This window comes from Streptomyces mauvecolor, from assembly GCF_039532965.1.
GTDB classification, from domain to species: Bacteria; Actinomycetota; Actinomycetes; order Streptomycetales; family Streptomycetaceae; genus Streptomyces; species Streptomyces violascens.
Window position 1 is genome coordinate 40,087 of sequence record NZ_BAAASQ010000012.1, and the last position, 25,858, is coordinate 65,944.

Genomic DNA, 25,858 nt, shown 5'->3' on the forward strand with positions numbered 1-25,858 from the left:
AGGCATCCGTTTCCGCGTCAACTGCGCTGAGACGTAACGCTCACAGTGCGGACAAGCTTGACAACCTCCAGCATGCAGCGCATAGCCTCGGAGACGGAAACCGTGCTGAGGGGCTCGGTTCCGCACCGCGCGCCATGTGTTCGTGAAGGCCAATCCCGTGTTCGATCCCTGTATCCACGGAGCCTTCGCATGTCCCTCACCCTGTCCGAAAGCCCGTCCATAGCTCCCGAGGACGGCACCCCCGACACCCCGCGCATCGTCCCCCTGCGCCGAACCGGCCAGCGGGCAGCGGCCGTTGTCGTGCTCGTGCTGCTCGGCCTCGTGCTCACCTCCGTCGCGCGCAACGATGCCTTCCAGTGGGGCGTGGTCGCCGACTACTTCGCCACCACCGCCGTACTGCGCGGACTCTGGCTCACCCTGTGGCTCACCGCCGCCGTGATGGCGCTCGGGTTCGCGCTCGGCACGCTGCTCGCCGTCATGAGGCTGTCCGCCAACCCCGTTCTGAGGGCGGTGAGCTGGGGCTACGTCTGGCTGTTCCGGTCGACGCCGATCCTGGTGCAGCTGCTGTTCTGGTTCAACATCGGAGCGCTGTACCCGCAGATCCTCGGCGTCCGCACGGTCGACCTGATGGGCCCGGTCACCGTCGCCGTCGTCGGGCTCACCCTGCACGAGGCCGCGTACGCCGCCGAAGTCGTGCGCGGCGGCATCCTCTCCGTCGAGCGCGGCCAGATCGAGGCCGCCCAGTCGCTCGGCCTCGGACCCTGGCGCCGGCTGCGCCGCATCGTCCTGCCGCAGGCCATGCGCTCCATCGTGCCGCCCGCCGGGAACATGCTGATCGGCACCCTCAAGGGCACCTCGATCGTCTCCATCATCGCCGTCAACGACCTGTTGTACTCCGTGCAGTTGGTCTACCACCGCACCTACCAGGTGGTCCCGCTGCTCCTCGTCGCCACCCTCTGGTACGTCGTGGTGACCTCACTCCTGTCCATCGGCCAGTACTACGTCGAGCGGTACTACGCACGCGGCCAGGCGGGTGCCCGGTGAGCGCGTCGGTCGTGGTGGTGGGAGCCGGTCCGCGAGGGACCGGTTTCCTGGAGCGGCTCGCCGCCAACATCCCTTCCCTGTACGGGGACCGGGCCCTGGACGTCCATCTGGTGGACCCGCATCCCGCGGGCGCCGGACGGATCTGGCGGGCCGACCAGTCGCCGCTGCTCTTGATGAACTCCATGGCCGAGGACGTCACCATGTTCACCGACGACACCGTCCAGCAGGACGGCCCGGTGCGGCCGGGGCCCACCCTCGCCGAATGGTCCGGCCTGGACGCCCGCACCTTCCCCAGCCGGCGGGCGCAGGGCGAGTACCTGCGCTGGGTGTACGAGGACGCCGTGGCCGCGCTGCCGCCCACCGTCACCGTGCACGAGCACCGCACCCGGGCCACCCGGGTCGGCGGGCCGCGCGAGGGGCGGCAGCGGGTGTGGCTGGAGGGCCGCACGCAGCCGCTCGTCGCCGACCTGGTGGTGCTCGCCCTCGGCCACCTGGATGCCGAACCCGACGAAGAACAGAGGGAGTTGGCCGACTTCGCCGACCGGCACGGACTGGTGCACCTGCCGCCCGCCTTCACCGCCGACAGCGACCTGTCGGCCCTGCACCCCGGCGAACCCGTCATCGTCCGCGGCTTCGGACTCGCCTTCGTCGACCTCATGGCCCTGCTCACCGAGGGCCGCGGCGGCCGCTACGACGCGGACGGCGCCTACCACCCCTCGGGCCGGGAACCCGTCCTGCACGTCGGATCCCGGCGCGGGGTGCCCTACCGCTCCAAGATCGGCTACACCTGGACCGGCGAACGCCCGCCGCTGCCCCGCTTCTTCGGGCCCGCCGAGGTCGACGCACTCCTGAGCCGCCCGCACCGGCCCGACTTCCGGCGCGACCTCTGGCCCCTGATCGACAAGGAGCTGGGCTTCGCCCACTACCACCGCCTGTTCACCGCCCACCCCGAGCGCACCGCCGTCGACTGGCCCGGCTTCGAGGAGAAGTACGCCGCCGCCGACCCCGGCAGCCCCGCCTTACAGGCCCTGATCGCAGCCTCCGTCCCCGACCCCGCCGACCGCCTCGACCTCGAAGCCCTGGACCACCCGCTCGACGGGCTCCGCTTCACCTCGTACGAGAGCCTCCAGGGCGGCCTCCGCTCGTACATCCGGGCTGATCTCACGAGACGCCATGATGCGCGTCACAGTGAGGACTTGGGGGTGTTTCTCGGGCTCCTCTCGGTCTACGGGCAGCTGCTGCGCGTCGGGGACGTGGGCGGCTGGTGGCACGGGTTCTTCAGCTTTCTCGCCTCCGGGCCGCCCGGGCCCCGGCTGCGCCAACTGCTCGCGCTGTCCGACGCGGGCGTCGTGCGCTTCCTCGGGGCGGGCGTCACCGTCGAGGCCGACGAAACCAGGGGCGTCTTCCGGGCGGGCAGTGCCAGCGTGCCCGGGCGGTGGATCGAGGCGGCGGCCCTCGTCGAGGCCCGGCTGCCCGAGCCCAGCGCGGACCGGCCCGGCAGCCCGCTGCTGCGCGCGCTGTACGAGGAGGGGGCGGGCGCGGCCGACACCGGGCTGCTCCAGGTGGACCCCGCCGACGGCCGCATCACCGGACGCGACGGCCGGGCCCATCCGCGCCGGTTCGCGCTGGGCCCCTTCACCGTCGCCCGCGCGTCGGGGGCGTTCACCAGGCCCCGCACCGGAGGCGCCGCCTTCCGGCAGAACGACGCCACGGCGCGCGCCGCGCTGACCTTCCTGCGCGACCTCGCGCCCGCCGACGAACGCCACTATGCGAAGGGAGGCGTGCGGTGAGCACGTCCATGGTCGAAGTCCGCTCCGTGCACAAGAGCTTCGGCTCCCTCGACGTCCTGCGGGGCATCGACCTGGACGTCCGGGCCGGCGAGGTCACCGTCGTGCTCGGGCCGTCCGGCTCCGGCAAGTCGACGCTGCTGCGCACCATCAACCACCTGGAGAAGGTGGACAGCGGATCGATCACCGTCGACGGCACGCTCATCGGCTACCGGCGCGAGAACAAGGCTTCGGCCCGAAGGGCCTTTGGCAAGGGCGGCGGCGGGCGACGGGCGGGCAAGCTGTACGAGCTGCGGGAACGCGATGTCCTCAGGCAGCGCACCCGGATCGGCTTCGTCTTCCAGAACTTCAACCTCTTCCCGCACCTGACCGTCCTCGACAACGTCGTCGAGGCGCCGGTCGCGGCACTGAAGCGGCCCCGGAAGGACGCGGTGGCCGCGGCGCGGAAGCTGCTCGCCCGGGTCGGTCTGGCCGACAAGACGGACGCGTACCCCAGGCAGCTCTCCGGCGGACAGCAGCAGCGCGTCGCCATCGCCCGCGCGCTCGCCCTCGAACCCAAGCTGCTGCTCTTCGACGAGCCGACATCGGCGCTCGACCCCGAGCTGGTGGGCGAAGTCCTCGACGTCATGCAGGACTTGGCGGCCTCGGGCACCACCATGATCGTCGTCACGCACGAGATCGGCTTCGCGCGCGAGGTCGCGGACACGGTGGTGTTCATGGACGGCGGGGTGATCGTCGAGCAGGGCCCGCCCGCCGAGGTGCTGGATGCGCCGCGGCACGAGCGGACGCGGGCGTTTCTCTCCAGAGGGGCCGACTCTCCGGTCCTGCCAAGTCCAGAGAAATGACCCGGGATCCGTGGGGGCCCTGCCTCCGGACCCGCCGCTCCTCACACGCCCAAGGGGCCGACCGGCACCCTCCAGAAAGGTTCACCCATGTCCGCACCCCTGGTCCGCAGTCCCGTGCACCTCGCTGTCTCTCTCGACGGGGCGGGGCGCTACGACCCCGGGTATTTCGTTCAGCTCGCGCGCCTCGCCGAGCAGGGGACGCTCGACTTCGTCACGCTCGGGGACTCCTTCGCGAAGGCGGGACTCGACGCGCTCGCCGTGCTGTCCCGGGTCGCGCCCGCCACCGGGCGGATCGGGCTCGTGCCGGTGGTGAACACCACGCACACCGAGCCGTTCCACGTGTCCTCGGCCGTGGCCACCCTCGACTGGGTGAGCCGCGGCCGGGCCGGGTGGAGTCCCGGGGTGTCCACCTCCGAGGCCGAGGCACGGCTCTTCGGGCGGCGGCCGGCCGCCCGCGCCGCCGAGGTGTGGCACGAGGCACGCGAAGTCGCCGATGTGGCGGCCAGGTTGTGGGACTCCTGGGAGGACGACGCCGAGATACGCGACGAGCCGACCGGGCGGTTCATCGACCGAGACAAGCTGCACTACGTCGATTTCGAGGGGCGCACCTTCTCGGTGCGCGGGCCGGCCATCGTGCCCCGGCCGCCCCAGGGGCACCCCGTCACCGTGGTCGACGCGACCGCCGCCGAGCCGAGGGCCGCCGCCGTACGGCACGCCGATGTCGCGCTCGTCCGCACCCAGGATCCGCTCGCCGCCCGCACCGCCCGCGGGGAGCTGCGCGACCGGGCCCGTGCGCACAGCAGGGACCCCGAGCGGCTGCGGGTGCTCGGCTCGGTCCCGGTGGCGCTGTCCACCACCGCCGACGCCGTGGAGCTGGCCGGTCTCATCGGCGACTGGCACGAGGAGGGCGCCGTCGACGGCTTCCACCTGCGCCTCGCCGACCCCGAGCGCGATCTCGCGCTCCTCGTGAAGGCCACCGTCCCGGTCCTCCAGCACCGCGGTCTGCTGCGGCGCTTCTATCCCGGCGCCACCCTTCGCGAACACCTGGGCCTGGCGCGGCCCGTCAACCAGTACGCCACCGCAGGGGGAGGCCGCCATGAGCGCGACTGAGAACACGAGCGCGACCAAGAAGCAGATCCACCTCGCCGCCCATTTCCCCGGCGTCAACAACACCACCGTGTGGGCCGACCCGCGCTCCAGGTCGCAGATCGACTTCTCCTCCTTCGAGCACCTCGCCCGGACCGCCGAACGCGGCAAGTTCGACTTCTTCTTCCTGGCCGAAGGGCTCCGGCTGCGCGAGCACAAGGGACGTATCCACGACCTCGACGTCGTCGGGCGGCCCGAGTCGATCACCCTGCTCAACGCGCTCGCCGCCGTCACCGACCGGCTCGGGCTCGCCGCCACCGTGAACGCGACCTTCAACGAGCCGTACGAGACTGCCCGCCGCTTCGCCTCGCTCGACCACCTCAGCGGCGGCCGGGCGGCCTGGAACGTGGTCACCTCGCCCGACGCCTTCACCGGCGAGAACTTCCGCCGCGGCGGCTTCCTCGACCGGGGGGACCGGTACACCCGTGCTTCCGAATTCGTCGCCACGGCGCGGGAGTTGTGGGATTCCTGGGGGCCGGACGGGGTGCCGCGGCCGTTCGCCCACCATGGGCAGCACTTCTCCATCGAGGGGAAGTTCGGGGTGCCGCGCTCCCCGCAGGGGCACCCGGTCGTCATCCAGGCCGGCGACTCCGGCGAGGGACGCGAGTTCGCGGCCTCGGCCGCCGACGTCATCTTCACCCGGCACGGCACCCTGGAGGCGGGCCGGGCCTTCTACGCCGATGTGAAGGGGCGTCTCGCCCAGTACGGCAGGGAGCCCGACGACCTCAAGATCATGCCCGGGGTCACCTTCGTGCTCGGCGACACCGCGGCCGAGGCCCAGGAGAAGGCCGCCGAGATCCGCCACCAGCAGGTCTCGCCGCAGAACGCGATCCTCGCCCTCGAACAGATCTGGGGCCGCGACCTGTCCGCCCACGACCCCGACGGCCCGCTGCCCGCCATCGACCCCGATCCGGACTCCCAGCTCGTCCAGGGCCGGGTGAAGATCACCAACGCCTTGGAGATCGCCGCCAAGTGGCGGGCCCTGTCCGAGGCCAAGGGGCTCTCCATCCGGCAGACCGTCATCGAGACCACCGGCCGCCAGTCCTTCATCGGCACCCCGGACACGGTCGCCGCGGAGCTCGACGCGTTCGTGCAGGGCGGCGCCGCCGACGGCTTCATCCTCGTCCCCCATCTCACCCCCGGCGGCCTGGACGACTTCGTCGACCAGGTGGTGCCACGGCTCCAGGAACGCGGCGCGTTCCGCACGGAATACACCGGGTCCACGCTGCGCTCGCACCTCGGACTGCGTACCCCGGTATGGAAAGGTTGATCACATGAGCACGCAAGCACCGCAGGATCCCCGGTCCGACCACGCCCTCGACTGGAAGAAGTGGCACGAGCACCGCATCGCCTCGGTCTCCGCGCCCTACGGACCGCTCGCCCTGACCGGCACCCACTGGCTCGCGGACGGCGTGCCCGAGGAGCTCGGCCGGTGGCGCGAGGACGGCGACGAGGTGGTGATCACCGCGGGCGGGGAGCACCGACTCGGCCTGGACGGCGCTCCGTTGACCGGTGAGGTGCGGCTCGGCGCGGATGTCGGTCCAGCCGGCGAGTCCCGGCTCGCGCAGGGCGACCGCAGGCTCGTCGTGCTGCGCCGCGAGGGGCTGTGGGCGGTACGGGTGTGGGACCCGGCGTCCCCCGCGCGCCAGGCCTTCGCGGGCATCGACGCCACCCCGTACGAGGAGCGGTTCCGGCTGCCCGGCACGTTCCGCCCGTACGAGCGGCAGCGGGTGAAGGTTCCCAACGCCGACGGGGTCGAGCGCGGGCTCGAACTCGCCGGGGAGATCGCCTTCACGCTCGGCGGGCAGGAGCACACCCTCCAGGTCTCGGTCGAAGCCGACGGTTCGCTGTGGGCCGTGTTCGCCGACGGGACCAGTGGGAAGTCCACCTTCCGGTTCCGCTTCCTGCGGCCCGAGGCACCGGCTCCCGATGGTGCGGTGACCGTCGACTTCAACCGGGCGCAGCTGCCGCCCTGTGCCTTCGCCGACCACTTCATCTGCCCCTTCCCGCCCCCGGGCAACACCCTTCCCATCGACATCCCGGCGGGGGAGCGGAACATCCGCACCAACTGACCCCGGCGCGCGCATCCTCGCGGAGCCCGGCCTGAAGGCGCCCTTGCGCGCACCGGCCGGGCCCCCGAATACTCCTCCGCAGCGCTTGTCAGGATCACGGCTTGCGCCTACTTGTGCTGCCGTCGTCCTTGGCTGCGCCTCACGGGGCCCCTCCTTTCACGGGCCCCTCGATTCCCCTCGGGAGGAAAAGAAGTGAGGATCAAGCGCACCACCCCCACACGCCCCACCGGTCTCGCGAGACGCACCAGGCTCGCGGCCGTCGCCACCGGCCTGCTCGCCGCGGTGGCCATAGCCGTCCCCCACGCGAGTGCCACCCCGTCCCACTCCTTCGGCGTCGCCGCCCTGACCGCCGCCAGCGACGCCGTGCGCGGAGCGGACGTCACCGGAACCGCCTGGAGCGTCGACAGCGCCACCGGCAAGGTCGTCGTCACCGCGGACTCGACCGTCTCGGCGGCGGATCTGGCCAAGATCGAGCGCGCGGCCGGGGCCAACGCGGGCGCCCTGCGCATCGAGCGGACCCCCGGCAGGTTCACCAAGCTGCTCTCCGGCGGTGACGCCATCTACACCACCAGCTGGCGCTGCTCGCTGGGCTTCAACGTCAAGAAGGGCTCCACGTACTACTTCCTGACGGCCGGTCACTGCACCCAGGGCAAGCCGAACTACTACACCAGCTCGTCGCACTCGACGAGCATCGGCCCGACCGTGGGCACCAGCTTCCCGGGCAACGACTACGGCCTCGTGCAGTACACCAACACCTCGCTCGCGCACCCGAGCGCGGTGGGCAGCCAGCGCATCACCAGCGCCGCCAACCCGACGGTCGGCCAGACGGTCACCCGGCGCGGCTCGACCACCGGCATCCACAGCGGCAAGGTCACCGCGCTCAACCAGACGGTCAACTACGGCAACGGCGACATCGTCTCCGGCCTCATCCGGACCACCGTGTGCGCCGAGCCCGGCGACTCCGGCGGCCCGCTCTACGCCGGCTCCACCGCGCTCGGCCTCACCTCGGGCGGCAGCGGCAACTGCACCTCCGGCGGAACGACCTTCTTCCAGCCGGTGGTCGAAGCCATGAACGCCTATGGCGTGAGCCTTTTCTGACGCTACGTCACTGAAATTGTGGCGGTACATCACCGAACGCCGGCCGACCACAGGCCAAGGCCCCCGTCCCGGACAACCGGACGGGGGCTTCCGGCTGGACGCGATGCGCTGTTTTGAGAGGATGTGCAGGGGCACGACGTAGAACAGGTCCGTCAGTGACCGGCGCCGGACACACGGGGTGAGACGCATTGAAGCGCATCGGAGTGACCGGTCACCGCGACATCCCGCCCGACGCCTTCGAGGAGATCCGCGACCGGCTGCGCGCCCTGCTCTGCGGCCACGACGGCTCCCTGGAGGCGCTCTCCAGCCTGGCCACCGGCGCGGACCAGCTCTTCGCCGACATCGCCCTGGACTGCGGGGCCGCGCTCACCGTGGTGATCCCGAGCGGCGACTACGAGGCGGGCTTCGCGGACGCGGCCGAACTGGCCCGCTACCGGGGCCTGAAGCGGCGCGCCAGCCAGGAGATCGCGCTCGGCTACCCGCACTCCACGGACGAGGCCTACTACGCCGCCGGGGCCTACATCGCGGACAACTGCGACCGGCTCGTCGCCGTCTGGGACGGCCTGCCGGCCCGCGGTCTCGGCGGCACCGGCGACATCGTGCAGTACGCCCGGGGCCTCGGCCGGCCCGTCACCGTCATCTGGCGGGACGGCAGCCGCAGGGCGTAGCGGGGGTGGCGGGGCTCAGCTGCGCAGCCGGGCGAGCCAGTCGGTGTGCTGGGGCGAGACGATGCGCTCGGTCTCGTACACGGCCTGCGGCCACTGCCGTTCGGTCACCATGTTCTCCATCGCCACATGCATCTCCATGAGGTCCTGCTCGACCAGCGAGTGTGCCGAGATCAGCGGCTGGTGGCGGCGGATCTCGCTCCAGGCGAGACAGGCCGCGGCCGATGCCGACAGAACACCTGCCATGTTTACGTTCTCCGCGACCGAGAAGGTTTGGAGAGTGGCGAAAAAAAGAGCGAGGAGGGTCAACAGTGTGATCGCTGTCGACCAGAGCCTGGTCGCGCGCCGCGAGGTCTCCTGGCGGCGCCGGTACCAGTTGCGCTGCTCGATGAGCCGGTCGCGTACGTATGTCTCCTTGCGTACGTTGAACGACTTGCCGCGTAACTCCCGCATGCTCGGGGTCACCAGGCCTCCCGGGGCGAGCCCGCCGTCGTCGCGGGGGTCGCGCCAGCCGACCTTCTTCAGCTCCCGCAGGCCCTCCTCGACGCGGGTCACGAACAGGGCGTCCGGGTCGGAGGCGCCCAGGTCGAAGGGGGCTCCGTGAACGGCGTAGCGCCAGCACATCGACTTGATGAACTCGGCGGCGGAACGGTTGAGCTGCCAGTGCGAGGCGGCGTGCCGCCGGGCCGCCCCGAAGCTCGCGAGCAGCACTCCCGCGTAGGCGAGCGCACTCAGCGCGCTGAGTACCTGGAAGTCCTCGCCGATTCTGACCTGCGGCAGCGCCGCCGCGAGGGCGCCGACGACGAGGAGCGAGAGCTGGGTGCGGGTCAGCTTGACCGCCGACTGCTGTCGGCCGATCGCCAGCGCGTCCGCGTGGTGGAAGAGGCCCGGCAGATCCGCGTTCCGGAAGACCATGCTCTGCAATGGGCCGGGAATCGCCGTCACATGCACCCCCGTCTGCGATTTTGCCTTCATTCTTTCGTAGGGATGGCAGGTGTGCGCTCTGTTTGCGTGCTCCATCCACTGGTGGGGATGAGAGTAAAGTCGTCCCGCCGGTACTGCAACGGTGCATGTGCCGGTACCACTGTCCACGTGCGGTTATCACTCACCCCAGGGACGAACGTGAACCCCTCCGTAAACTCAGTGAATTCAGCCTCATTCGCCGCTGCGAAGAAGGACCGGGTACCGCTGGCCGAACTGGCCGAGAAGGCCGCGGGCCGGGTCCGGGGGAGGAGCCTCGGCAGGGTCCCGGCCGCCCGGGAAGGCCACCGCCCGATCGCGGCCCCCACCTTCAACTCCTCGCTCTGACACGGGAGTTGACGAGTCCACCCCGCCGGGTGCGCCCGGCGGGGGCCATGGGGCACCAGGGGAGGTCGGGGGCTCCGGGACATGTCCGGAGAACTCCCGGGCCGGGCCCCGGAATTCCCGTCCTCGCTAAACTGGCGGAATGACAGGACCGCTGGTCCCATTCCGCGAGATCGTGCTCAAGGTGCACAGCAGGTGCGACCTGGCCTGTGACCATTGTTATGTGTACGAAGCCGCAGACCAGAGCTGGCGCAAGCAGCCCCGGGCGGTCTCCGACGACGTCATTTCGGGCACTGCCCGACGGCTGGCCGAGCACGCCGAAAAGCACCGCCTGAGTTCCGTTTCGGTGATTCTGCACGGCGGCGAACCGCTGCTCGCCGGGCCCGAACGGCTGCGCCGGGTCTGCGAGGTGCTGACCGCCGCCGTCGCACCGGTCGCGGAGCTCGAACTGCGCATCCACACCAACGGCGTGCTGCTCGGCCCGCGCCACCTCGACCTGTTCGAGGAGTTCGGCGTGAAGGTCGGCATCTCGCTCGACGGCGACCGCGCCGCCAACGACCGCCACCGGCGCTACGCCGACGGCCGCAGCAGCCATGCGCAGGTCCTGGCCGCCGTCGAGCTGCTCCAGCAGCCGCGCCACCGGAAGCTGTTCGCCGGTCTGCTCTGCACCGTCGACCTCGCCAACGACCCGGTCGCCGTGCACGACGCGCTCGTGGCGCTCGACCCGCCCCGCATCGACTACCTCCTGCCGCACGCCACCTGGGAGACCCCGCCCGCGCGCCCCGACGCGATCTCGGCCCCGTACGCCGACTGGCTGCTCGCCGTCTTCGACCGCTGGGACGAGCAGGGCCGGACCGTGCCGGTGCGGCTCTTCGACTCGGTGCTCTCCACCCTGCACGGCGGCCCCAGCCTCACCGAGTCCCTGGGGCTCGCCCCCACCGACATCGTCGTGGTCGAGACCGACGGCTCGCTCGAACAGGTCGACTCGCTGAAGTCCGCCTACGAAGGCGCCGCCGCCACCGGATTCTCGGTGTTCCGGGACGACTTCGACGCGGTCGCCGCCCACCCGGGAGTGCGCGCCCGCCAGCGCGGCCTCGCCGGGGTCGGCGAACAGTGCCGCCGCTGCCCGGTCGTCCGCTCCTGCGGAGGCGGCCACTACACCCACCGCTACCGAGCGGGCCACGGCTTCGCCAACCCGTCGGTGTACTGCCCCGATCTGATGGCGCTGGTACGCGGCATCGAGGCCCGCACGCCGGTCCCCGAACTCCCCACGCCTCACCGACTCGCCGACGCCGGCCTGGAGTCGAACCGCCTCCTGCTCGCCGAACTGCATACCGCGCTCGGCGGGCGGGGCGGCGCCGAGTGGGCCCGCATCTGGGAGCTCACCACCGCCGTCGACGGGCCGGGGCTCGACACGGTCCTGGCCCACCCCTACGCCCGCGGCCGGCTCCTCGCCGCGCTGGAGGCGCTCGACGCGGGACGCCCCGACGCGGTGACAAGAGCCCTGCGGCTGGCCGCGCACATGGCGGCCGCGGCCGTGCACGACGGCGCCGGCCCCACCGTCCCCGTCCGCTGGTCCGACGGCCGGCTCCACCTGCCGACCCTGGGCGAACTGCGCCTGCCCGCCGCCGAGGGCGTGGCCGAGGTCGCCGCCGCGGGGAGCGGCTTCCGGGTGCGGCACGCGAGCGGCGAGCGTCACATCGTCCACCTGGCCGAACCGGCCCCGGACTGGCTTCCGTTGAGGAGGGTCGACGGCCTGGTCCTGGACGACCTCGACCCGTACCGCGACTGCTTCGACAGCCCCGTACTGCCCCGATTGGGGCCGCGCGAGGCGGCGGAGTGGGGCCGCGGAGTGGCGCGAGCCCGGGCGCGCCTCGCCGAGACCGTCCCGCGGTACGCCGACGTGCTTGACGCGATCACCACGCTCACCCCGCTCGCTCAAGGAGCGGGACCGGTGGTCGGGCGGCACGGTTTCGGCGCGCTCGGCCTTCCCCTCGGTCTCGCGGGCGAACCGCTCGCCCTGGCCCTGCTGCGCGGGGGGCGCAGGGCGGCCCTGCGCGCCCTCCTCGACGTCGAGGACCTGTACGACATGGACGGGGCGTGGCAGCATCCGACGCCCTGGGGACCGCTCCCGGTCTCCCGGCTGCTCGCCGAGACGTACGAAGGGGTCGCGGTCGCCGCGTACGGCGGTGGTGCGCCGGCCCTGGCGGAGCTCGGCCGGGCGCTGGAAGCTCTGGAGCGGGCCGCCGAACTCACCATCACCGGAAAGCATCTGGTGCGCACCCTGCGCCAGGAATGGGAAGAGGCATCGCGTGGGCGAGAACACCACTGAGGTCCCGGCGGAGCCCGGCCCGGCCGGGCAACTGCGCGCCCTCGGCGTGGAGGAGGGCGGCGTCCTGCTCGTGCACGCCTCGCTGCGCGGCACCGGGCTCCGTGCCGAGGAACTCCTGGACGCGCTGCGCACGGTGCTCGGACCCGAAGGGACGCTGGTGGTCCCCGCGTTCACCCCGGAGAACTCCGACACCTCGCCCGCCCACCTCGCCCTGGTGAGCCGGGCCCCCGACCCGGCCGCGTTCCGGGCCGCGATGCCCCCCTTCGACCCGGACCGCACCCCGTGCCCGCGCATGGGGCGGTTCGCCGAGCGGGTCAGGACCACCGAGGGCGCCGCCCGCAGCGACCACCCGCAGACCTCCTTCGCGGCGCTCGGCGCCCGGGCCGCCGACCTCATTAAGGGCCATGCGCTCGACTGCCACTTCGGCGAGGAGTCGCCGCTGCCCAAGCTGATCGCCGCCGGGGCGCAGGTCCTGATGGTCAACGTCGGCTTCGCCGTGTGCACCGCCTTCCACTTCGCCGAATACCTGGTGCCGCCGCGCCCGGTGCGCACCTACCGGGCGGTGATCAGGGACGAGCGGGGCGGGTCCACCTGGTTCGCGTACCAGGACGCCGTGCTCGACGACAGCGACTTCGCCCGGATCGGCGCCGACTTCCCCGCCGAGCACGTGCGCGGCGGACCGCTGGGGCGGCGCGGAGCGCGGCTCTTCCCGATCAGGGCGGCGGTCGAGCACGCGACCGCCTGGATGGCCGAGAAACGGTACTGACCGATGACCGGGAAGGAGGGTGAGGCTCCCGTGCCCGACGGGCCGTACTTCTTTCTCAGTTACGCTCCCGCCACGGGCCGCGGCGGGAGCGGGCCCGACCCCGACATGTGGGTGGGACGGCTCTTCGAGGACCTGTGCCGGGGCGTGGCGGAGCTGACCGCGCTGCCCGCCGGCACACCCCCCGGCTTCATGGACCGCGGGCCGCGCCCGGGCGGCGCCTGGTCCGAACAGCTCGGCCGCAGCCTCGCCTCCTGCCGGGTGTTCGTGCCGCTCTTCTCGCCCCGCTACTTCGCGAGCGAGTGGTGCGGCAAGGAGTGGTACGCCTTCGCGCAGCGCGCCATCCGTCACCGGGCGGCCACCAACCGGCCCGCCGACGCCATCGTCCCGGCACTGTGGATACCCGTTCCGCCCCGCCAACTCCCGTTACCCGCCGAACAGTTGGGGTTCGACCATCGCGACGTGGGGGAGCGGTACGCCGCCGACGGGCTCTACGGTCTGATCAAACTCCGGCTGTTCGCCGAGGAGTACCGGCGGGCGGTGCACTGCCTCGCCCGGCACATCGTCGGCGCGGCCCACACCGGCCGCGTCGGCCCCGGCCGCCCTCTCGACCACCGCACGCTCCCCAGCGCCTTCGGCACCGCCGCGGGCCCCCGCGCGCTGCGGGTCACCGTCGCCGCCCCCACCCGCGACGAGCTCCCCGAGGGGCGCGACGGCGTCTACTACGGGCAGAGCCCGCTCGACTGGAACCCCTACCACCCGGACACACAGCGGCCGTTGGCCCTGGTCGCGGACGACATCGCGGGCTCGCTCAACTACCGGCCCACCGTCGCCTCCTTCGACGACGAGAGCCCGCCGGGCGAGGAGAGCGGGCCCCCGAGCGGCCCCGAGGTCCTGCTCGTCGACCGCTGGGCACTCCTGGACGAGAACCGGCGCGCCCGGCTCGCCGCCCTCGACGCGGCGGACCGGCCCTGGATCAGCGTGGTGGTCCCGTGGAACCGGGACGACCCGCAGAGCCGGGCCGCGGCGGACGAGCTCACCGCCCGCACGGCGGCTACGCTGCCCAGCAGAGTGAGCCACGGGCGGCCCGCCTGCCGGGCCGCGGCCCGGGGCGTGGAGTCCATCGACGCCTTCGAGGAGCTGCTGCCGCACGTGGTCGAGGCGGCCGCCCAGCAATACCTGAGACACGCACCGGCCCACCCCCCGGCCGGCCGCGCACCCACCCAACGGCCGCGCCTGATCGGCCCGATGGACCACGGCCCCCAGGCCGGGCACCGCACCGTACAACCGCACGACGCCCTCGATGGGGCACCCGATGTGGAGGACACGGATGACAGCCAGCCGTGACGGACGTGTCGTCACGTTCTACTCGTACAAGGGCGGTACCGGGCGCACCATGGCGCTCGCCAACACCGCCCTGATCCTCGCCGCGAACGGCAAGCGGGTGCTCGCGGTGGACTGGGACCTGGAGGCGCCGGGCCTGCACCGCTTCTTCCACCCCTTCCTCGACCCGGCCACCCTCGGCGCCACCAGCGGCGTCATCGACCTGGTCAGCGAGTACGCCTGGGCCGCCACCAACCCCGAACACCCCGACAAGGACTGGTACGTGGCGCTGGCCCGCATCCAGCCGCACGCCGTGTCCCTGGTGCCGGACCACCTGGGCTGGCAGTTCCCCGACGGCGGCACCCTCGACTTCGTGTCGGCGGGCCGGCAGAACCGCGAGTACTCCGCGACCGTCTCCACCTTCGACTGGGACAACCTCTACGGCCGGCTCGGCGGCGGCACCTTCTTCGACGCCCTCCAGGCCGACATGAAGGCCAACTACGACTACATCCTGATCGACAGCCGCACCGGACTCAGCGACGTCGCCGACATCTGCACCGTCCACCTGCCCGACATCCTCGTCGACTGCTTCACCCTCAGCGACCAGTCCATCGACGGCGCCGCCGCCGTCGCCCGCCAGATCGCCGAGGGCTACGGCGCCCGCAGCATCCGCGTACTGCCCGTGCCCATGCGCATCGACGAGGGCGAGAAGGAGAAGGCGGACGCCGGACGGGCGCTGGCCCGGCTCAAGTTCGACGGCTTCCCCGCCGGGCTCGCGGGCGACCGGCTCGCCGCGTACTGGGGCTCGGTGGAGATCCCGTACCGCCCCTACTACGCGTACGAGGAATCGCTCGCCACCTTCGGTGACGAGGCCGGGCTCTCCAACTCGCTGCTCTCCGCCTTCGAACGGCTCACCGCGGTCATCACCGACGGCGAGGTCACCTCCATGCCCGGCGTGGGCGACGAGGCCCGGCTGCGGATCAAGGAGGCCTTCACCCGCCGCCGCCCCGCACAGCCCGTCGACGTCCACCTCTCGTACGCGGCCGAGAACCGGATGTGGGCGGACTGGATCGAGGCGGTCCTGAGCCGGGCCGGCTTCCGGGTCCACCCGCGCGACGTCGCCGACCCGGCGCCCGACCGCGCCGAACCCGCCGCCGACAACGGGCGGACCGTGGTGGTGCTCTCGGCCGCCTACCTCAAGTCGGCCCGGGCGATGGGCGTCTGGCAGGAGGCGGCCTCCGCCGACCCGACCGGGCTTCGCCGCACGATGCTGTCGCTGCGCGTCGACGACGTACGCCTGCCGGGTGCCTACCTGGACCGCAACCCGGTGGACCTGTTCCGGCTCGACCAGGCGCACGCCACCGAGGCCCTGCTGCGCGCCCTGGACCGGCCGGGCCAGAGCGGCGGCGAGAGCGGCGGCCCGCGGTTCCCGGGCACCGTGCCGCGGATCTGGAACGCGCCGCCGCGCAACCCCGAGTTCACCGGCCGCTCCGAGGCCCTGGAGCGGATGCGCGACCAGCTCGGCAGCGGCCTCGCGGTCGTCCTGCCGCAGCCGCAGACCCTGTACGGACTCGGCGGCGTCGGCAAGACCCAGGTGGCGCTCGAATACGCGCACCGGTTCATGGCCGACTACGACCTGGTCTGGTGGATCAACTGCGCCCGCCCCGGCGACGTGGCCGCGGGCCTCGCCGAACTGGGCGGGCGCCTCGGCGGCCAGGGCGGCGACGACATCGGGGTGGCCTCCCGCGAGGCCGTCGACCTGCTGCGGCGCGGGGTGCCCACCGAACGCTGGCTGCTGGTCTTCGACAACGCGGACGACCCCGAGGCGCTCAGGCGGTTCATCCCGCCGGGCGGCCCCGGCCACATCCTGGTCACCTCGCGCAACCAGGACTGGTCGCAGTACGGCGACGCGCTGTCCGTCGACGTGTTCCGGCGCGAGGAGTCCGTCGAGCACCTCCGGCGGCGGGCGCCCGGCCTGTCCGTCGACGAGGCGGACCGGGTCGCGGCCGCGCTCGGCGACCTGCCGCTGGCCGTCGAACAGGCGGCCGCCTGGATCGCGGAGACCGCCACCCCGGTCGCCGACTACCTCGACCAGCTCGCCGAGCAGACGGCCGGCGTCCTGTCGCTCAACCAGCCGGTCGGCTACCCCGAACCGGTCGCCGCCACCTGGAACGTCTCCATCGAACTCCTCAAGGAGCGCTCGCCGGCCGCGGTGCGCCTCCTCCAGCTCTGCGCCTTCTTCGCCCCCGAGCCGATCTCGGCCGGCCTCCTCTACAGCCAGGAGATGATCGACGCGCTCAAGCCGTACGACCCCTCGCTCCAGGAGAAGCTGGTGCTCGGCCGCATCATCCGCGAGATCGGCCGGTTCGCGCTCGCCAAGGTCGACCCGGTCAAGGGCTCCATCCAGGTGCACCGGCTCGTCCAGGCCGTGGTCCGCTCGCAGCTGAGCGAACAGGAGCGGCACAAGGCGCAGCACACCGTCCACCGGATCCTGGCCGGCGCCCGCCCCGACGCCGACGAGCCGATCGACGACCCGGACACCTGGCCGCGGTTCGCCGGCATCTGGCCGCACCTGGGCCCCTCCGAGGCCCGCCGGTGCACCGAGCCCGAACCCCGCAGGCTTTTGATCGACCGGATGCGGTACCTGTGGAAGCGCGGGGAGTTCACCGCGGCCTCCGCGCTCGGCGAAGAGCTGCGCGAACAGTGGCGCGAAGAACTCGGCTGCAACGACATCCAGTACCTCTACCTGCGCTTCCACATCTCCAACGTCTGCCGCTCGCAAGGGCGTTACGCCGCGGCCCTCGAACTGGACGAGGAGACCCTGGAGCGCCAGCGCGCCACGCTGGGGCCCGAGCACCCGCACACGTACATGACCACCAGCGCGCTGGCCATGGACCTCGGCGCGCTGGGCCGGTACGCCCGGGCCATGGACCTGGCGACCGAGGCGTACGACGGCTTCCGCACGATCTTCGACGACTCGCACCCGAGAACGCTGGCCGCGGCCAACAACCTGGCCCTCACCCTGCGCATGACCGGCCAGTACGCCAGTGCCAGGGCGCTCGACCAGGAGGTGTACGACCGCCGCACCGACGTCCTCGGCCCGGAGCACCCCTACACGCTCTCCTCGGCGATATGCCTGGCCCGCGACCTGCGGGAGGTCGGCCGGTACGAGGACTCGGTGATGCTCCTGGAGCGTACGTACGCGACCTCCAAGCAGCGCCTCGGGCGCTCCTTCCCCGGCACCCTCGCGGCCGCCAAGAGCCTGTCCGTGGCGCTGCGCAGGACCGGCCGCTTCGAGGACGCCCGGCGCCTGACCCAGGCCGCCCGCAACCGCTACCGGGCCAAGTACACCTCGGTGAACCCGGACTCGCTGGCCTGCGAACTCAACCTGGCCGCCGACCAGTTCGCGGCGGGCGAGCCGGAGGCGGCCCGCGACACGGCGCGCGACGTGGTCGAGGAGTACGGCAGGAACCCCGGGCCCGGCCACCCCTACACCCTGGCCGCGCTGAACAACCTGGGCATCTACCAGTGGGGCTGCGGAGACCTGCCGGCCGCTCGGGAGGTCCTTCGGGGCGCGATCGCGACCATGCGCGAGGTGCTCGGCGCCGAGCACCCGCACACGCTGTTCGCGGCCGTCAACCTGGCCAATGTGAAGGCGGACCTCGGCGAGCTGCACGACGCCCTGGAGCTCGAACGGACGGCGGTCGCCGGGCTCGGCAAGAGGCTGGGCCGCCACCACCCCGAGCGGCTCGCGTGCTCGGCGAACCTGGCCCTCACCCTGGACGCGCTCGGGCGCCGGGACGAGGCCCAGCGGCTGCGTGCGGAGGCGGTCCTGGAACTCGCGCGGCTGCTCGGCGAGGACCACGTGGTCGTACGGTCGGTGCGTGAACTGCGCCGTGCGCACCGGGACCTGGAGCCCCTCGCGGTGTGACGGCCGGGCCGGGTCGGCTCACTCCTGGATGAGCCAGCGCAGCACCCGGGGCAGCGCGTGCAGGGCGTCGAAGTGGGCGGCGGCCGGCTCCAGGACGGCCGTCACGCCCGGAATGCGCCCGGCCAGCCAGTGGTAGTGGCCGACGGGCGAGAACACGTCCTGCTCGCCGTGCCACAGCAGGACGTCACCGGGGATCGTCGCCGGGTCGAACCCCCACGGGTTGCAGAACGCGAGCGCGTCGTCGATCCAGCCGTACGCCGAAGTCCTCAGCGCCTCCCGGTAGTTGCGCAGCAGCATCGAGCGGACCCCGGCGTCCTTGACCACCATCCGGTCGGCGTGGGTGAGCTCCTTGCGCAGGTCGTCGAGGAGCTGCACCGGATTCTCGCGGATGCGTGCCGAGCGCGCGATGAAGTGCGCGGCCATCTCGTCCGGGTCGGCGGCGCCCGTCGTGTAGGCGAGGACGTTGGAGGCGGCCATGCCCTCGAACCAGTCGAGCCCGTCGGCGTCCGGCGGCGCCAGGGTGACCAGGGCGGCGGCCCGCGTGACCCGCTCGGGCAGCAGCGCGGCACAGGCGAGCGCGTGCGGGGCGCCCCCGGAGCGGCCGACGACCGCGAAGCGTGCGAACCCGTAACGGTCCGCTATCGCCTCGACGTCCTGCGCGGCGTCGGCGACCCGGCGCCCCTTGAGCCGGTCGGAGTCGCCGTAGCCGGGCCGGTCGTAGGCGATGACCTGCATGCGGCGGTGGTAGAGCACCATGCTGCGGGGCGCGGGGCCCAGCCTGCTGCCGGGCGTGCCGTGCAGCAGGAACACCGGGCTGCCCAGCGGGTCCCCGAACTGTTCCACCGTGAGAATCCGCCCGTCGGCCGTGCGCACCCGGTCCCGCACCGTGGCCCCCTCACCCGGCCTCACCCGGTAGCCCGCCATCCGGCCGCAGCCTACTCCCGCGGCGGGGTCCGGACGGGGTCTCCCTTTGCGGGAGATGCGGAGTTACCGTCGAGGTACACGTCCGATTCGGACCCTTGGGGGCCGTGATGGTCGAGGAGCTGGTGGCGGCGGGCATCGCCGTGGGTTCCGCCGGTGTCGTCTATGCGCTGGCGGCGGCGCGGGTCGTCAAGCAGTACGAGCGGGGAGTGGTCTTCCGGCTCGGCAGGCTGACGGATTCGGTGCGCGGGCCGGGCTTCACGATGATCCTTCCGTTCGTCGACCGGCTGCGGAAAGTGAACATGCAGATCGTGACGATGCCGGTGCCCGCGCAGGACGGCATCACGCGGGACAACGTCACGGTCCGGGTGGACGCGGTGATCTACTTCAAGGTGATCGACCCGGCGGACGCGGTCGTCCAGGTCGAGGACTACCAGTTCGCGGTCTCGCAGATGGCGCAGACCTCGCTGCGTTCGATCATCGGCAAGAGCGATCTCGACGACCTCCTGTCGAACCGCGAGAAGCTCAACCAGGGCCTGGAGTTGATGATCGACAGCCCGGCCATCGGCTGGGGCGTGCAGATCGACCGCGTCGAGATCAAGGACGTGTCGCTCCCGGAGACGATGAAGCGCTCGATGGCCCGCCAGGCGGAGGCCGACCGCGAGCGGCGGGCCCGGGTCATCAACGCGGACGCCGAGCTCCAGGCCTCGAAGAAGCTGGCCGAGGCGGCGGGCGTGATGTCGGAGCAGCCGGCCGCCCTCCAGCTGAGGCTGCTGCAGACCGTGGTGGCGGTGGCCGCCGAGAAGAACTCGACGCTGGTGCTTCCGTTCCCGGTCGAGCTGTTGAGGTTCCTGGAACGCGCGGCCCCTTTGCCCGCGGAGCCGGCGGCGCCGGCCGCACCGGAGGTTCCTCCGGCGCAGGCGCATTCGGAGATCCCGGGGGAGGGCAGCAGTACCCCGCCGGAAAACTTGTGAAAGCTTTCACAAGCGCGCATGGGGCGAAAGTCCTTATGTATCTGCGCAGGTCAGTGGTGCATTTTTTGTGACGTCCGGTCATGTGAAGGGGCATTGGACCCTCGGGAACAGGGCTTTGTCGGGCCCGCGAGCGCGGTGAACAGGTGTCGAATGGAGGCATCGGAAGAGGCATCGCAACGCTCGCGACGCAGGTAGCGCTCGACAAGAAGGAGTTCCTGCCATGGAGGCCAAGAACGCCGAGAACGTCACGACCGCCGAGGTCATGGTCGACCAACTGGTGCAAGGGGCTCTTTCGGCTCTGAGCCGGTTCGAGACGTTCACCCAGGAGCAGGTCGACCACATCGTCAAGAAGGCCTCCCTGGCCGCGCTGAGCGAGCACGGCGAACTGGCCCGCCTCGCCGTCGAGGAGACCGGCCGCGGCCTCTTCGAGGACAAGGCCGTCAAGAACCTCTTCGCCTGCGAACACGTCGTCAACTCGCTGCGCGGCCTGAAGACCGCGGGCGTCATCGGGCGCGACGAGCTGAACGGCATCACCGAGATCGCCGAACCGGTCGGCGTCATCTGCGCGATGACCCCGGTCACCAACCCCACCTCGACCACCGTCTTCAAGGCGCTGATCGCGCTGAAGACCCGTAACCCGATCGTCTTCGCCTTCCACCCCTCCGCGCAGAACTGCTCGGCCGCGGCCGCCCGCGTGGTGCGGGACGCGGCCGTCGAGGCCGGGGCGCCCGAGGGCTGTGTGCAGTGGATCGCCGAGCCGTCGATGGAGGCCACCGGCCTGCTGATGCACCATCAGGGCGTCTCCACCATCCTCGCCACCGGCGGCAACGCGATGGTCGAGGCCGCCTACTCGTGCGGCAAGCCCGCGCTCGGCGTCGGCGCGGGCAACGTCCCGGCGTACGTCACCAGGAGCGGCAAGCTCGGCCGGGCCGTGCACGACATCGTCCTGTCGAAGTCCTTCGACCACGGCATGATCTGCGCCTCCGAGCAGGCCGTCATCCTCGACGAGGAGGTGTACGAGCGGGGCCTGGCGGAGTTCGGGCGGCTCGGCGCGTACGTCCTGAGCGCGGCCGAGAAGACCAAGCTGGAGGAGTTCGTCTTCGGCACGACCGCCTTCGCCGCCAACTGCGCGGGCGCGAAGCTCAATGCCTCGGTCGTCGGCAAGTCGCCGCAGTGGATCGCCGAACAGGCCGGCTTCGAGGTGCCGGAGACCACCTCGGTCCTTCTCGCCGAGTGCGCGGAGGTCGGCGAGGGCGAGCCGCTCACCCGCGAGAAGCTGTCCCCGATCCTGGCCGTTCTGAAGGCCGACTCCACCGAGCACGGCCTCCAGCTCTCGGCGCAGATGGTCGAGTTCCACGGCCTGGGCCACAGCGCCGCCATCCACACCGAGGACGACGAGCTCGCCGAGGAGTTCGGCCGGCGGGTCAAGGCGATCCGCGTGATCGTGAACGCGCCCTCCACCTTCGGCGGCATCGGCGACGTCTACAACGCCTTCCTGCCCTCCCTCACCCTCGGCTGCGGCTCCTACGGCCGCAACTCGGTATCCAACAACGTCTCCGCGGTCAACCTGGTCAACGTCAAGCGGATCGGACGGCGCAACAACAACATGCAGTGGTTCAAGGTCCCCCCGAAGATCTACTTCGAGCGCAACTCCATCCGCTACCTCGGCGAGATGGACGGCCTGGAGCGGGTCACGATCGTCACCGACAAGACGATGGGCAGGCTCGGCTTCGTCCAGAGGATCAGCGACATCCTCCAGGCGCGCCCCGGCCCGGTCGTCCTCCAGGTCATCGACGACGTCGAGCCCAACCCGGAGCTGGCGACGGTCCAGGCGGGCGCCGCGCTGATGCGCGACTTCGGGCCGGACACGATCGTCGCGCTCGGCGGCGGCTCGGTCATGGACGCGGCCAAGATCATGTGGCTGATGTACGAGCACCCGGAGATCGAATTCGCGGACACGAAGGAGAAGTTCTTCGACATCCTCAAGCGCGCCTACACGTTCCCGGCACTCGGCGAGAAGGCCCGGCTGGTCGCCGTCCCGACCACATCGGGAACCGGCAGCGAGGTCACCCCGTTCGCGGTCATCTCCGACCCGCAGGCCGCCCAGAAGTACCCGCTCGCCGACTACGCGCTGACCCCGAACGTCGCGATCGTCGACCCGATGCTCCCGATGGGCCTGCCCGCCACCGTCACCGCCGACTCCGGCTTCGACGCCCTGACCCACGCCACCGAGGCGTACGTCTCGGTCTACTCCAACGACTACACCGACGGCCTCTGCCTCCAGGCCATCAAGCTGATCTTCGAGAACCTGGAACGCTGCGTGGTCCACGGGGCGGGCGACCCCGAGGCCCGCGAGAAGATGCACAACGCCTCGACCGTGGCGGGCATGGCCTTCGCGAACGCCTTCCTCGGCCTCGTACACGCCATGGCACACACCCTCGGCAACACCTTCCACGTCGCCCACGGCCGCACCAACGCGCTGCTCCTGCCGCACGTCATCCGGCACAACGGCCAGGTCTCCGGCAAGGCGACGCCGTGGCCGAAGGCCGAGGTCTACCGGGCCCCGGAGCGCTTCCAGGAGATCGCGAAGATGCTCGGCCTGCCGGCCGCGACCCCCGAGGAGGGCGTCGAGTCCTACGCCCGCGCGGTCGAGGAACTGCGCGCCAAGTGCGGCATCCCCGCCTCCTTCCAGGAGGAGGGCGTGGACGAGACCGCCTTCATCGAGGCCCTGCCGGTCCAGGCGATGAACGCCTACGCCGACCAGTGCGCCCCGGCCAACCCGCGGATGCCGATGATCGATGACATGAAGGAGCTCATGACCCGGGCGTACTACGGCAAGTAGGCCCCTCACCGGCAGGGCCGTCCCGTGCGGGGCGGCCCTGTTCCCCGTCTGCGGACGGTCGGGCGCCTCACGCCTCCTGGCGTTCGAGCGGCGAAAGGAAGCGGCCCATCGGAAGGACCGGGCGGCCCCACGTCGAGGCGAGGATCTGGCCCGCGAGGATGTAGGTCGCCCCGAGCGCCGCACACAGACCGGCCCACCCGGTGATCCGGGTCCAGATCACCTCCCCCGTGAAGCCGATGCAGACGAGCCCGACGAACACGACCAGTACGCAGGTGAACGTCGAGAGCAGCGCCAGATGGATGCGCCAGCTGCCCAGCCACAGGACGAACACCACGAACACCCAGGGCAGCGTGAAAAGCCCCATCGCGTCACCGCGCAGCGACGGATCGAGGCCCGGCAGCACCCATTGGAGCATCAGGGCCTTCGACATCCAGAACACCCCGAAGCCGCCGAAGACCGTGGCGTGCCAGGTGTCGCCGCGCTGGGCCTGGAAGAGACCGGCGAGCAGCTGGGCGAGGCCGCCGATGAAGAACCCGACCAGCGGAAGCACGGATGCCGAGAGCTTCTCGGGGAAGATCCCCGCGTCGATGCCGGTGGCGATGGTGGTGACCACGATGAACCCGGTCAGGCCGAGCGCACCGAGCTGGGCCTGCGCGCTCGGCTCCATCCGCCGTACGGAGAAGGCCTGTTCGGCCGGGCCGGAGCGGCGGGGGACGGTCATGCGCCCGTCGGCTTCTCGCCGCGGTCCTGGTTCAGCCCGGCGAGGACCACCGTGATGATGGCGCCGAGCAGCGCCCAGATCGAGAGCACCTGGAGCGGGCCGCTGATCGACTCGCCCTTGAAGTACGCGATGGAGCGGGCGGCCCAGGTGCCCGCGCCCGGTGGCAGCCCGGGTCCGATCGTCCGCCAGAACGGCGGGAGCAGCGGATACGGATAGGCGCCGCCCGCGCTCGGATTGCCGAGGACGACAATGACCAGGATCGCCAGGCCGATGCCGACGACCCCGGCGAGCCCCTGGAAGGCGAGGGTCGTCGCCCCCACCGCGAACACGACCAGGGCGCCGAGCCCGGCGAGCCCGATGTAGCTGCCCGGCAGCGCGCCGAGCACCGGCCCGATGATGAGCGAGCCGAGCAGTCCCGCGGCGATCGCGTACACCGCGAGCACCCCGAGCCGGATCAGCGCCCGGTGGGTGTTGGCGGGCCGGGCGCCCGCGCTGATCGCCAGGATCGCGGCGCACAGATAGCCGCCCACGCACCAGCCGACGACGAGGTAGAACGAGGACAGGGTGCGGGAGTCGCCCGCGGAGGCGGGGGCGACGTCGACCACCGTCACGGTGCGCTGCTGCGCCTTCTCGGCTCCCGTCGCGATCGCCTCCACGGCCTGCGCGAGGGAGGCCCCGCCGCCGCTCGCCACGAGCAGCCTGTCGGTGGTGCCCCGCGGGTCGACGACCAGGACCCCGTCGACGCTGCGGTCGCGCAACTGCCGGGTGGCGTCGGCCTCGTCCTTGGCCGTCCGTACGTCCAGCGGATTGCCGGGCAGCTCGCCCAGCTGCTGGGCGAGCTGCCCGCTGACCTGCGCGGGCGCGACCAGGGCGAAGGGGATGTCCTTCGGTTTCGGATGGTGGAAGGCGCCTGCGTAGGACGCGATGAAAGCGACCATCAGGCCCAGTACGCCGATGACCAGCAGGGCGGCCCGCACGGTGACGGCGCTCTTCACCTCGTCGACGAAAGTCATGCCCCTACGCTCTGCCGCACCGCGCGTTCACGCAGTCGGTGCGGGCCGAATGGCTTAGAGCCGGTGCCTGACCCGAGGCGTTCGGCTGTCGGCGGGAGGCGCCCGCTGCCACGCTGGAGTCAGGTTCCCGGGGCGGTCGTTCCGGGGCGGACGACGCACGCGACAGGAGCACCTCCATGCTGACCTCCACACAGGTACCGGGCGGGCTGAACTGGCTCGACCTGGGGACCCCCGACATCGACGCGGCCGTCGCCTTCTACACCGGCCTGTTCGGCTGGCAGTTCCAGTCCGCGGGACCGGAGGCCGGGGGCTACGGCTTCTTCCAGAAGGACGGCAGGACGGTGGGCGCCGCCGGCCCGCTGACCGAGGAGGGCGCGAGCTCGGCCTGGACGGTGTACTTCCGCACCGTGGACGCCGACGCCACCGCCAAGTCCGTCGAGCAGGCGGGCGGCTCGGTCCGCGTCCCGCCGTCGCAGGTCTTCACGGCCGGGCGGATGGCCGCCTTCACCGACCCCACGGGCGCCGACTTCGCCGTGTGGGAGCCCGGAGACACGGACGGCCTGGAACTCGTCAACGACCCCGGCAGCGTCAGCTGGATCGAGCTGTACACCACCGACGCCGCGGCCGCGAAGGCGTTCTACGGCAGCGTCCTGTCGTGGGAGACCCGGGACATGCCCATGGGTGGCGGCATCGTCTACTCCATCGCCGGACCGGCCGGCGGCGGCGAGCAGACCATGCACGGCGGCCTCATGGAGCTGCCGCAGGAGAACCGGGACGCCGGCTCGACCTCCGAATGGCACCCGTACGTCGAGGTCGAGGACTGCGACGCCACGGTGGCCAAGGCCCAGGAGCTCGGCGCGACCGTCATCATCCCGGCCACCGACGGCGAGGGCGTGGGGCGGTTCGCGATGATGCTCGACCCGTTCGGCGCCCCGTTCGCGGTGATCAAGAGCGCCACGGCCTGACGTTCCCGGAATGCCCGCCGGATGCCGGGCGGACCGTTCCGACAGGCATCCGGCAAGGTATTCGAACACGTGTTTCGCATGTGCGTTCGAACTGGTCTATGGTGGAAGGGA

At 71.8% G+C, this 25,858-nt stretch carries 20 protein-coding genes; 16 read left to right on the plus strand and 4 right to left on the minus strand.

Annotated elements, in window-relative coordinates; genetic code table 11:
• Window positions 1-189: 189 nt before the first annotated feature.
• The 8 genes from ABD346_RS17000 to ABD346_RS17035 all read left to right on the plus strand — a co-directional run bounded on the left by ABD346_RS17000 (window position 190) and on the right by ABD346_RS17035 (window position 8,660).
• Entirely contained in the window at window positions 190-1,044 is an 855-nt protein-coding gene (locus tag ABD346_RS17000; RefSeq protein WP_344375681.1) for an amino acid ABC transporter permease, read from the plus strand.
• Window positions 1,041-2,834: an FAD/NAD(P)-binding protein gene (locus tag ABD346_RS17005; RefSeq protein ID WP_344375682.1), complete on the plus strand. Its 1,794-nt coding sequence runs from the start codon at window positions 1,041-1,043 to the stop codon at window positions 2,832-2,834. Before ABD346_RS17000 ends, ABD346_RS17005 begins: the two co-directional genes overlap by 4 nt.
• An 8-nt stretch (window positions 2,835-2,842) precedes the next feature.
• Window positions 2,843-3,676, plus strand: coding sequence for an amino acid ABC transporter ATP-binding protein (locus ABD346_RS17010; RefSeq protein ID WP_344376253.1), 834 nt, complete (start codon window positions 2,843-2,845; stop codon window positions 3,674-3,676).
• An 87-nt stretch (window positions 3,677-3,763) separates the two neighbouring features.
• The gene (locus tag ABD346_RS17015) at window positions 3,764-4,786 is read left to right on the plus strand and encodes an LLM class flavin-dependent oxidoreductase (RefSeq protein ID WP_344375684.1); all 1,023 of its coding nucleotides are present in this window, start codon (window positions 3,764-3,766) and stop codon (window positions 4,784-4,786) included.
• Window positions 4,773-6,092 carry an NtaA/DmoA family FMN-dependent monooxygenase gene (locus ABD346_RS17020; protein WP_344375686.1) on the plus strand — a complete coding sequence of 440 codons (1,320 nt, stop codon included), beginning with the start codon at window positions 4,773-4,775 and terminating at the stop codon, window positions 6,090-6,092. Before ABD346_RS17015 ends, ABD346_RS17020 begins: the two co-directional genes overlap by 14 nt.
• A 4-nt stretch (window positions 6,093-6,096) precedes the next feature.
• On the plus strand, window positions 6,097-6,894 hold the full coding sequence (locus tag ABD346_RS17025; protein WP_344375688.1) for a DUF1684 domain-containing protein: 798 nt from the start codon (window positions 6,097-6,099) through the stop codon (window positions 6,892-6,894).
• Between the two features lie 192 nt (window positions 6,895-7,086).
• Window positions 7,087-7,992 (plus strand): S1 family peptidase, encoded by a 906-nt coding sequence (locus ABD346_RS17030; protein ID WP_344375689.1) that lies wholly within the window; start codon window positions 7,087-7,089, stop codon window positions 7,990-7,992.
• Window positions 7,993-8,180: 188 nt separating this feature from the next.
• Entirely contained in the window at window positions 8,181-8,660 is a 480-nt protein-coding gene (locus ABD346_RS17035) for a hypothetical protein (protein WP_189961971.1), read from the plus strand.
• Window positions 8,661-8,675: 15 nt separating this feature from the next.
• Here ABD346_RS17035 and ABD346_RS17040 read toward each other — a convergent pair whose 3' ends face one another.
• Entirely contained in the window at window positions 8,676-9,572 is an 897-nt protein-coding gene (locus ABD346_RS17040; RefSeq protein WP_344375691.1) for a DUF4231 domain-containing protein, read from the minus strand.
• A gap of 228 nt (window positions 9,573-9,800) precedes the next feature.
• Here ABD346_RS17040 and ABD346_RS17045 point away from each other — a divergent pair, with 228 nt between their 5' ends.
• The 5 genes from ABD346_RS17045 to fxsT all read left to right on the plus strand — a co-directional run bounded on the left by ABD346_RS17045 (window position 9,801) and on the right by fxsT (window position 18,311).
• Window positions 9,801-9,965 (plus strand): FXSXX-COOH protein, encoded by a 165-nt coding sequence (locus tag ABD346_RS17045; RefSeq protein WP_344375693.1) that lies wholly within the window; start codon window positions 9,801-9,803, stop codon window positions 9,963-9,965.
• Between the two features lie 139 nt (window positions 9,966-10,104).
• On the plus strand, window positions 10,105-12,294 hold the full coding sequence (gene fxsBH / locus ABD346_RS17050) for a radical SAM/SPASM protein FxsBH, inactivated beta-hydroxylase extension form (protein WP_344375694.1): 2,190 nt from the start codon (window positions 10,105-10,107) through the stop codon (window positions 12,292-12,294).
• A complete protein-coding gene (locus ABD346_RS17055) occupies window positions 12,275-13,060 on the plus strand; it encodes an AAC(3) family N-acetyltransferase (RefSeq protein ID WP_344375696.1) in 786 nt (261 codons plus the stop codon). The genes fxsBH and ABD346_RS17055 overlap by 20 nt, the downstream gene beginning before the upstream one ends.
• A 3-nt stretch (window positions 13,061-13,063) precedes the next feature.
• Window positions 13,064-14,404: a TIR-like protein FxsC gene (locus tag ABD346_RS17060; protein WP_344375698.1), complete on the plus strand. Its 1,341-nt coding sequence runs from the start codon at window positions 13,064-13,066 to the stop codon at window positions 14,402-14,404.
• A complete protein-coding gene (fxsT, locus tag ABD346_RS17065) occupies window positions 14,388-18,311 on the plus strand; it encodes an FxSxx-COOH system tetratricopeptide repeat protein (protein WP_344375699.1) in 3,924 nt (1,307 codons plus the stop codon). The genes ABD346_RS17060 and fxsT overlap by 17 nt, the downstream gene beginning before the upstream one ends.
• Before the next feature lie 18 nt (window positions 18,312-18,329).
• On the opposite strand, the gene ABD346_RS17070 is transcribed toward fxsT, so the two are convergent.
• Window positions 18,330-19,196 (minus strand): alpha/beta fold hydrolase, encoded by an 867-nt coding sequence (locus tag ABD346_RS17070; RefSeq protein ID WP_344376254.1) that lies wholly within the window; start codon window positions 19,194-19,196, stop codon window positions 18,330-18,332.
• A gap of 146 nt (window positions 19,197-19,342) precedes the next feature.
• Between ABD346_RS17070 and ABD346_RS17075 the strand changes: the two genes are divergently transcribed.
• Together ABD346_RS17075 and adhE are read left to right on the plus strand one after the other, a co-directional pair.
• Window positions 19,343-20,206, plus strand: a complete 864-nt coding sequence (locus ABD346_RS17075) for a slipin family protein (RefSeq protein WP_344376255.1) — start codon at window positions 19,343-19,345, stop codon at window positions 20,204-20,206.
• 220 nt (window positions 20,207-20,426) lie between these two features.
• Window positions 20,427-23,048 (plus strand): bifunctional acetaldehyde-CoA/alcohol dehydrogenase, encoded by a 2,622-nt coding sequence (gene adhE / locus ABD346_RS17080; RefSeq protein ID WP_344375701.1) that lies wholly within the window; start codon window positions 20,427-20,429, stop codon window positions 23,046-23,048.
• A gap of 67 nt (window positions 23,049-23,115) precedes the next feature.
• Here the strand turns inward: adhE and ABD346_RS17085 are convergent, their stop codons facing one another.
• A complete protein-coding gene (locus tag ABD346_RS17085; protein ID WP_344375703.1) occupies window positions 23,116-23,769 on the minus strand; it encodes an acetate uptake transporter in 654 nt (217 codons plus the stop codon).
• Window positions 23,766-24,782, minus strand: coding sequence for an ABC transporter permease (locus ABD346_RS17090; RefSeq protein ID WP_344375704.1), 1,017 nt, complete (start codon window positions 24,780-24,782; stop codon window positions 23,766-23,768). The genes ABD346_RS17085 and ABD346_RS17090 overlap by 4 nt, the downstream gene beginning before the upstream one ends.
• Before the next feature lie 176 nt (window positions 24,783-24,958).
• Here ABD346_RS17090 and ABD346_RS17095 point away from each other — a divergent pair, with 176 nt between their 5' ends.
• Entirely contained in the window at window positions 24,959-25,747 is a 789-nt protein-coding gene (locus tag ABD346_RS17095; protein ID WP_344375706.1) for a VOC family protein, read from the plus strand.
• Window positions 25,748-25,858 lie beyond the last annotated feature (111 nt).

Bases quoted from the DNA above. Each gene is read 5' to 3' on its own strand.
- ABD346_RS17090 (WP_344375704.1), bottom strand. From the start codon at position 24,782: ATGACTTTCGTCGACGAGGTGAAGAGCGCCGTCACCGTGCGGGCCGCC.
- ABD346_RS17015 (WP_344375684.1), top strand. From the start codon at position 3,764: ATGTCCGCACCCCTGGTCCGCAGTCCCGTGCACCTCGCTGTCTCTCTC.
- fxsT (WP_344375699.1), top strand. From the start codon at position 14,388: ATGACAGCCAGCCGTGACGGACGTGTCGTCACGTTCTACTCGTACAAG.
- adhE (WP_344375701.1), top strand. From the start codon at position 20,427: ATGGAGGCCAAGAACGCCGAGAACGTCACGACCGCCGAGGTCATGGTC.
- ABD346_RS17010 (WP_344376253.1), top strand. From the start codon at position 2,843: ATGGTCGAAGTCCGCTCCGTGCACAAGAGCTTCGGCTCCCTCGACGTC.
- ABD346_RS17085 (WP_344375703.1), bottom strand. From the start codon at position 23,769: ATGACCGTCCCCCGCCGCTCCGGCCCGGCCGAACAGGCCTTCTCCGTA.
- ABD346_RS17095 (WP_344375706.1), top strand. From the start codon at position 24,959: ATGCTGACCTCCACACAGGTACCGGGCGGGCTGAACTGGCTCGACCTG.
- ABD346_RS17025 (WP_344375688.1), top strand. From the start codon at position 6,097: ATGAGCACGCAAGCACCGCAGGATCCCCGGTCCGACCACGCCCTCGAC.
- ABD346_RS17060 (WP_344375698.1), top strand. From the start codon at position 13,064: ATGACCGGGAAGGAGGGTGAGGCTCCCGTGCCCGACGGGCCGTACTTC.
- ABD346_RS17075 (WP_344376255.1), top strand. From the start codon at position 19,343: ATGGTCGAGGAGCTGGTGGCGGCGGGCATCGCCGTGGGTTCCGCCGGT.
- ABD346_RS17000 (WP_344375681.1), top strand. From the start codon at position 190: ATGTCCCTCACCCTGTCCGAAAGCCCGTCCATAGCTCCCGAGGACGGC.
- ABD346_RS17040 (WP_344375691.1), bottom strand. From the start codon at position 9,572: ATGGTCTTCCGGAACGCGGATCTGCCGGGCCTCTTCCACCACGCGGAC.
- ABD346_RS17020 (WP_344375686.1), top strand. From the start codon at position 4,773: ATGAGCGCGACTGAGAACACGAGCGCGACCAAGAAGCAGATCCACCTC.
- fxsBH (WP_344375694.1), top strand. From the start codon at position 10,105: ATGACAGGACCGCTGGTCCCATTCCGCGAGATCGTGCTCAAGGTGCAC.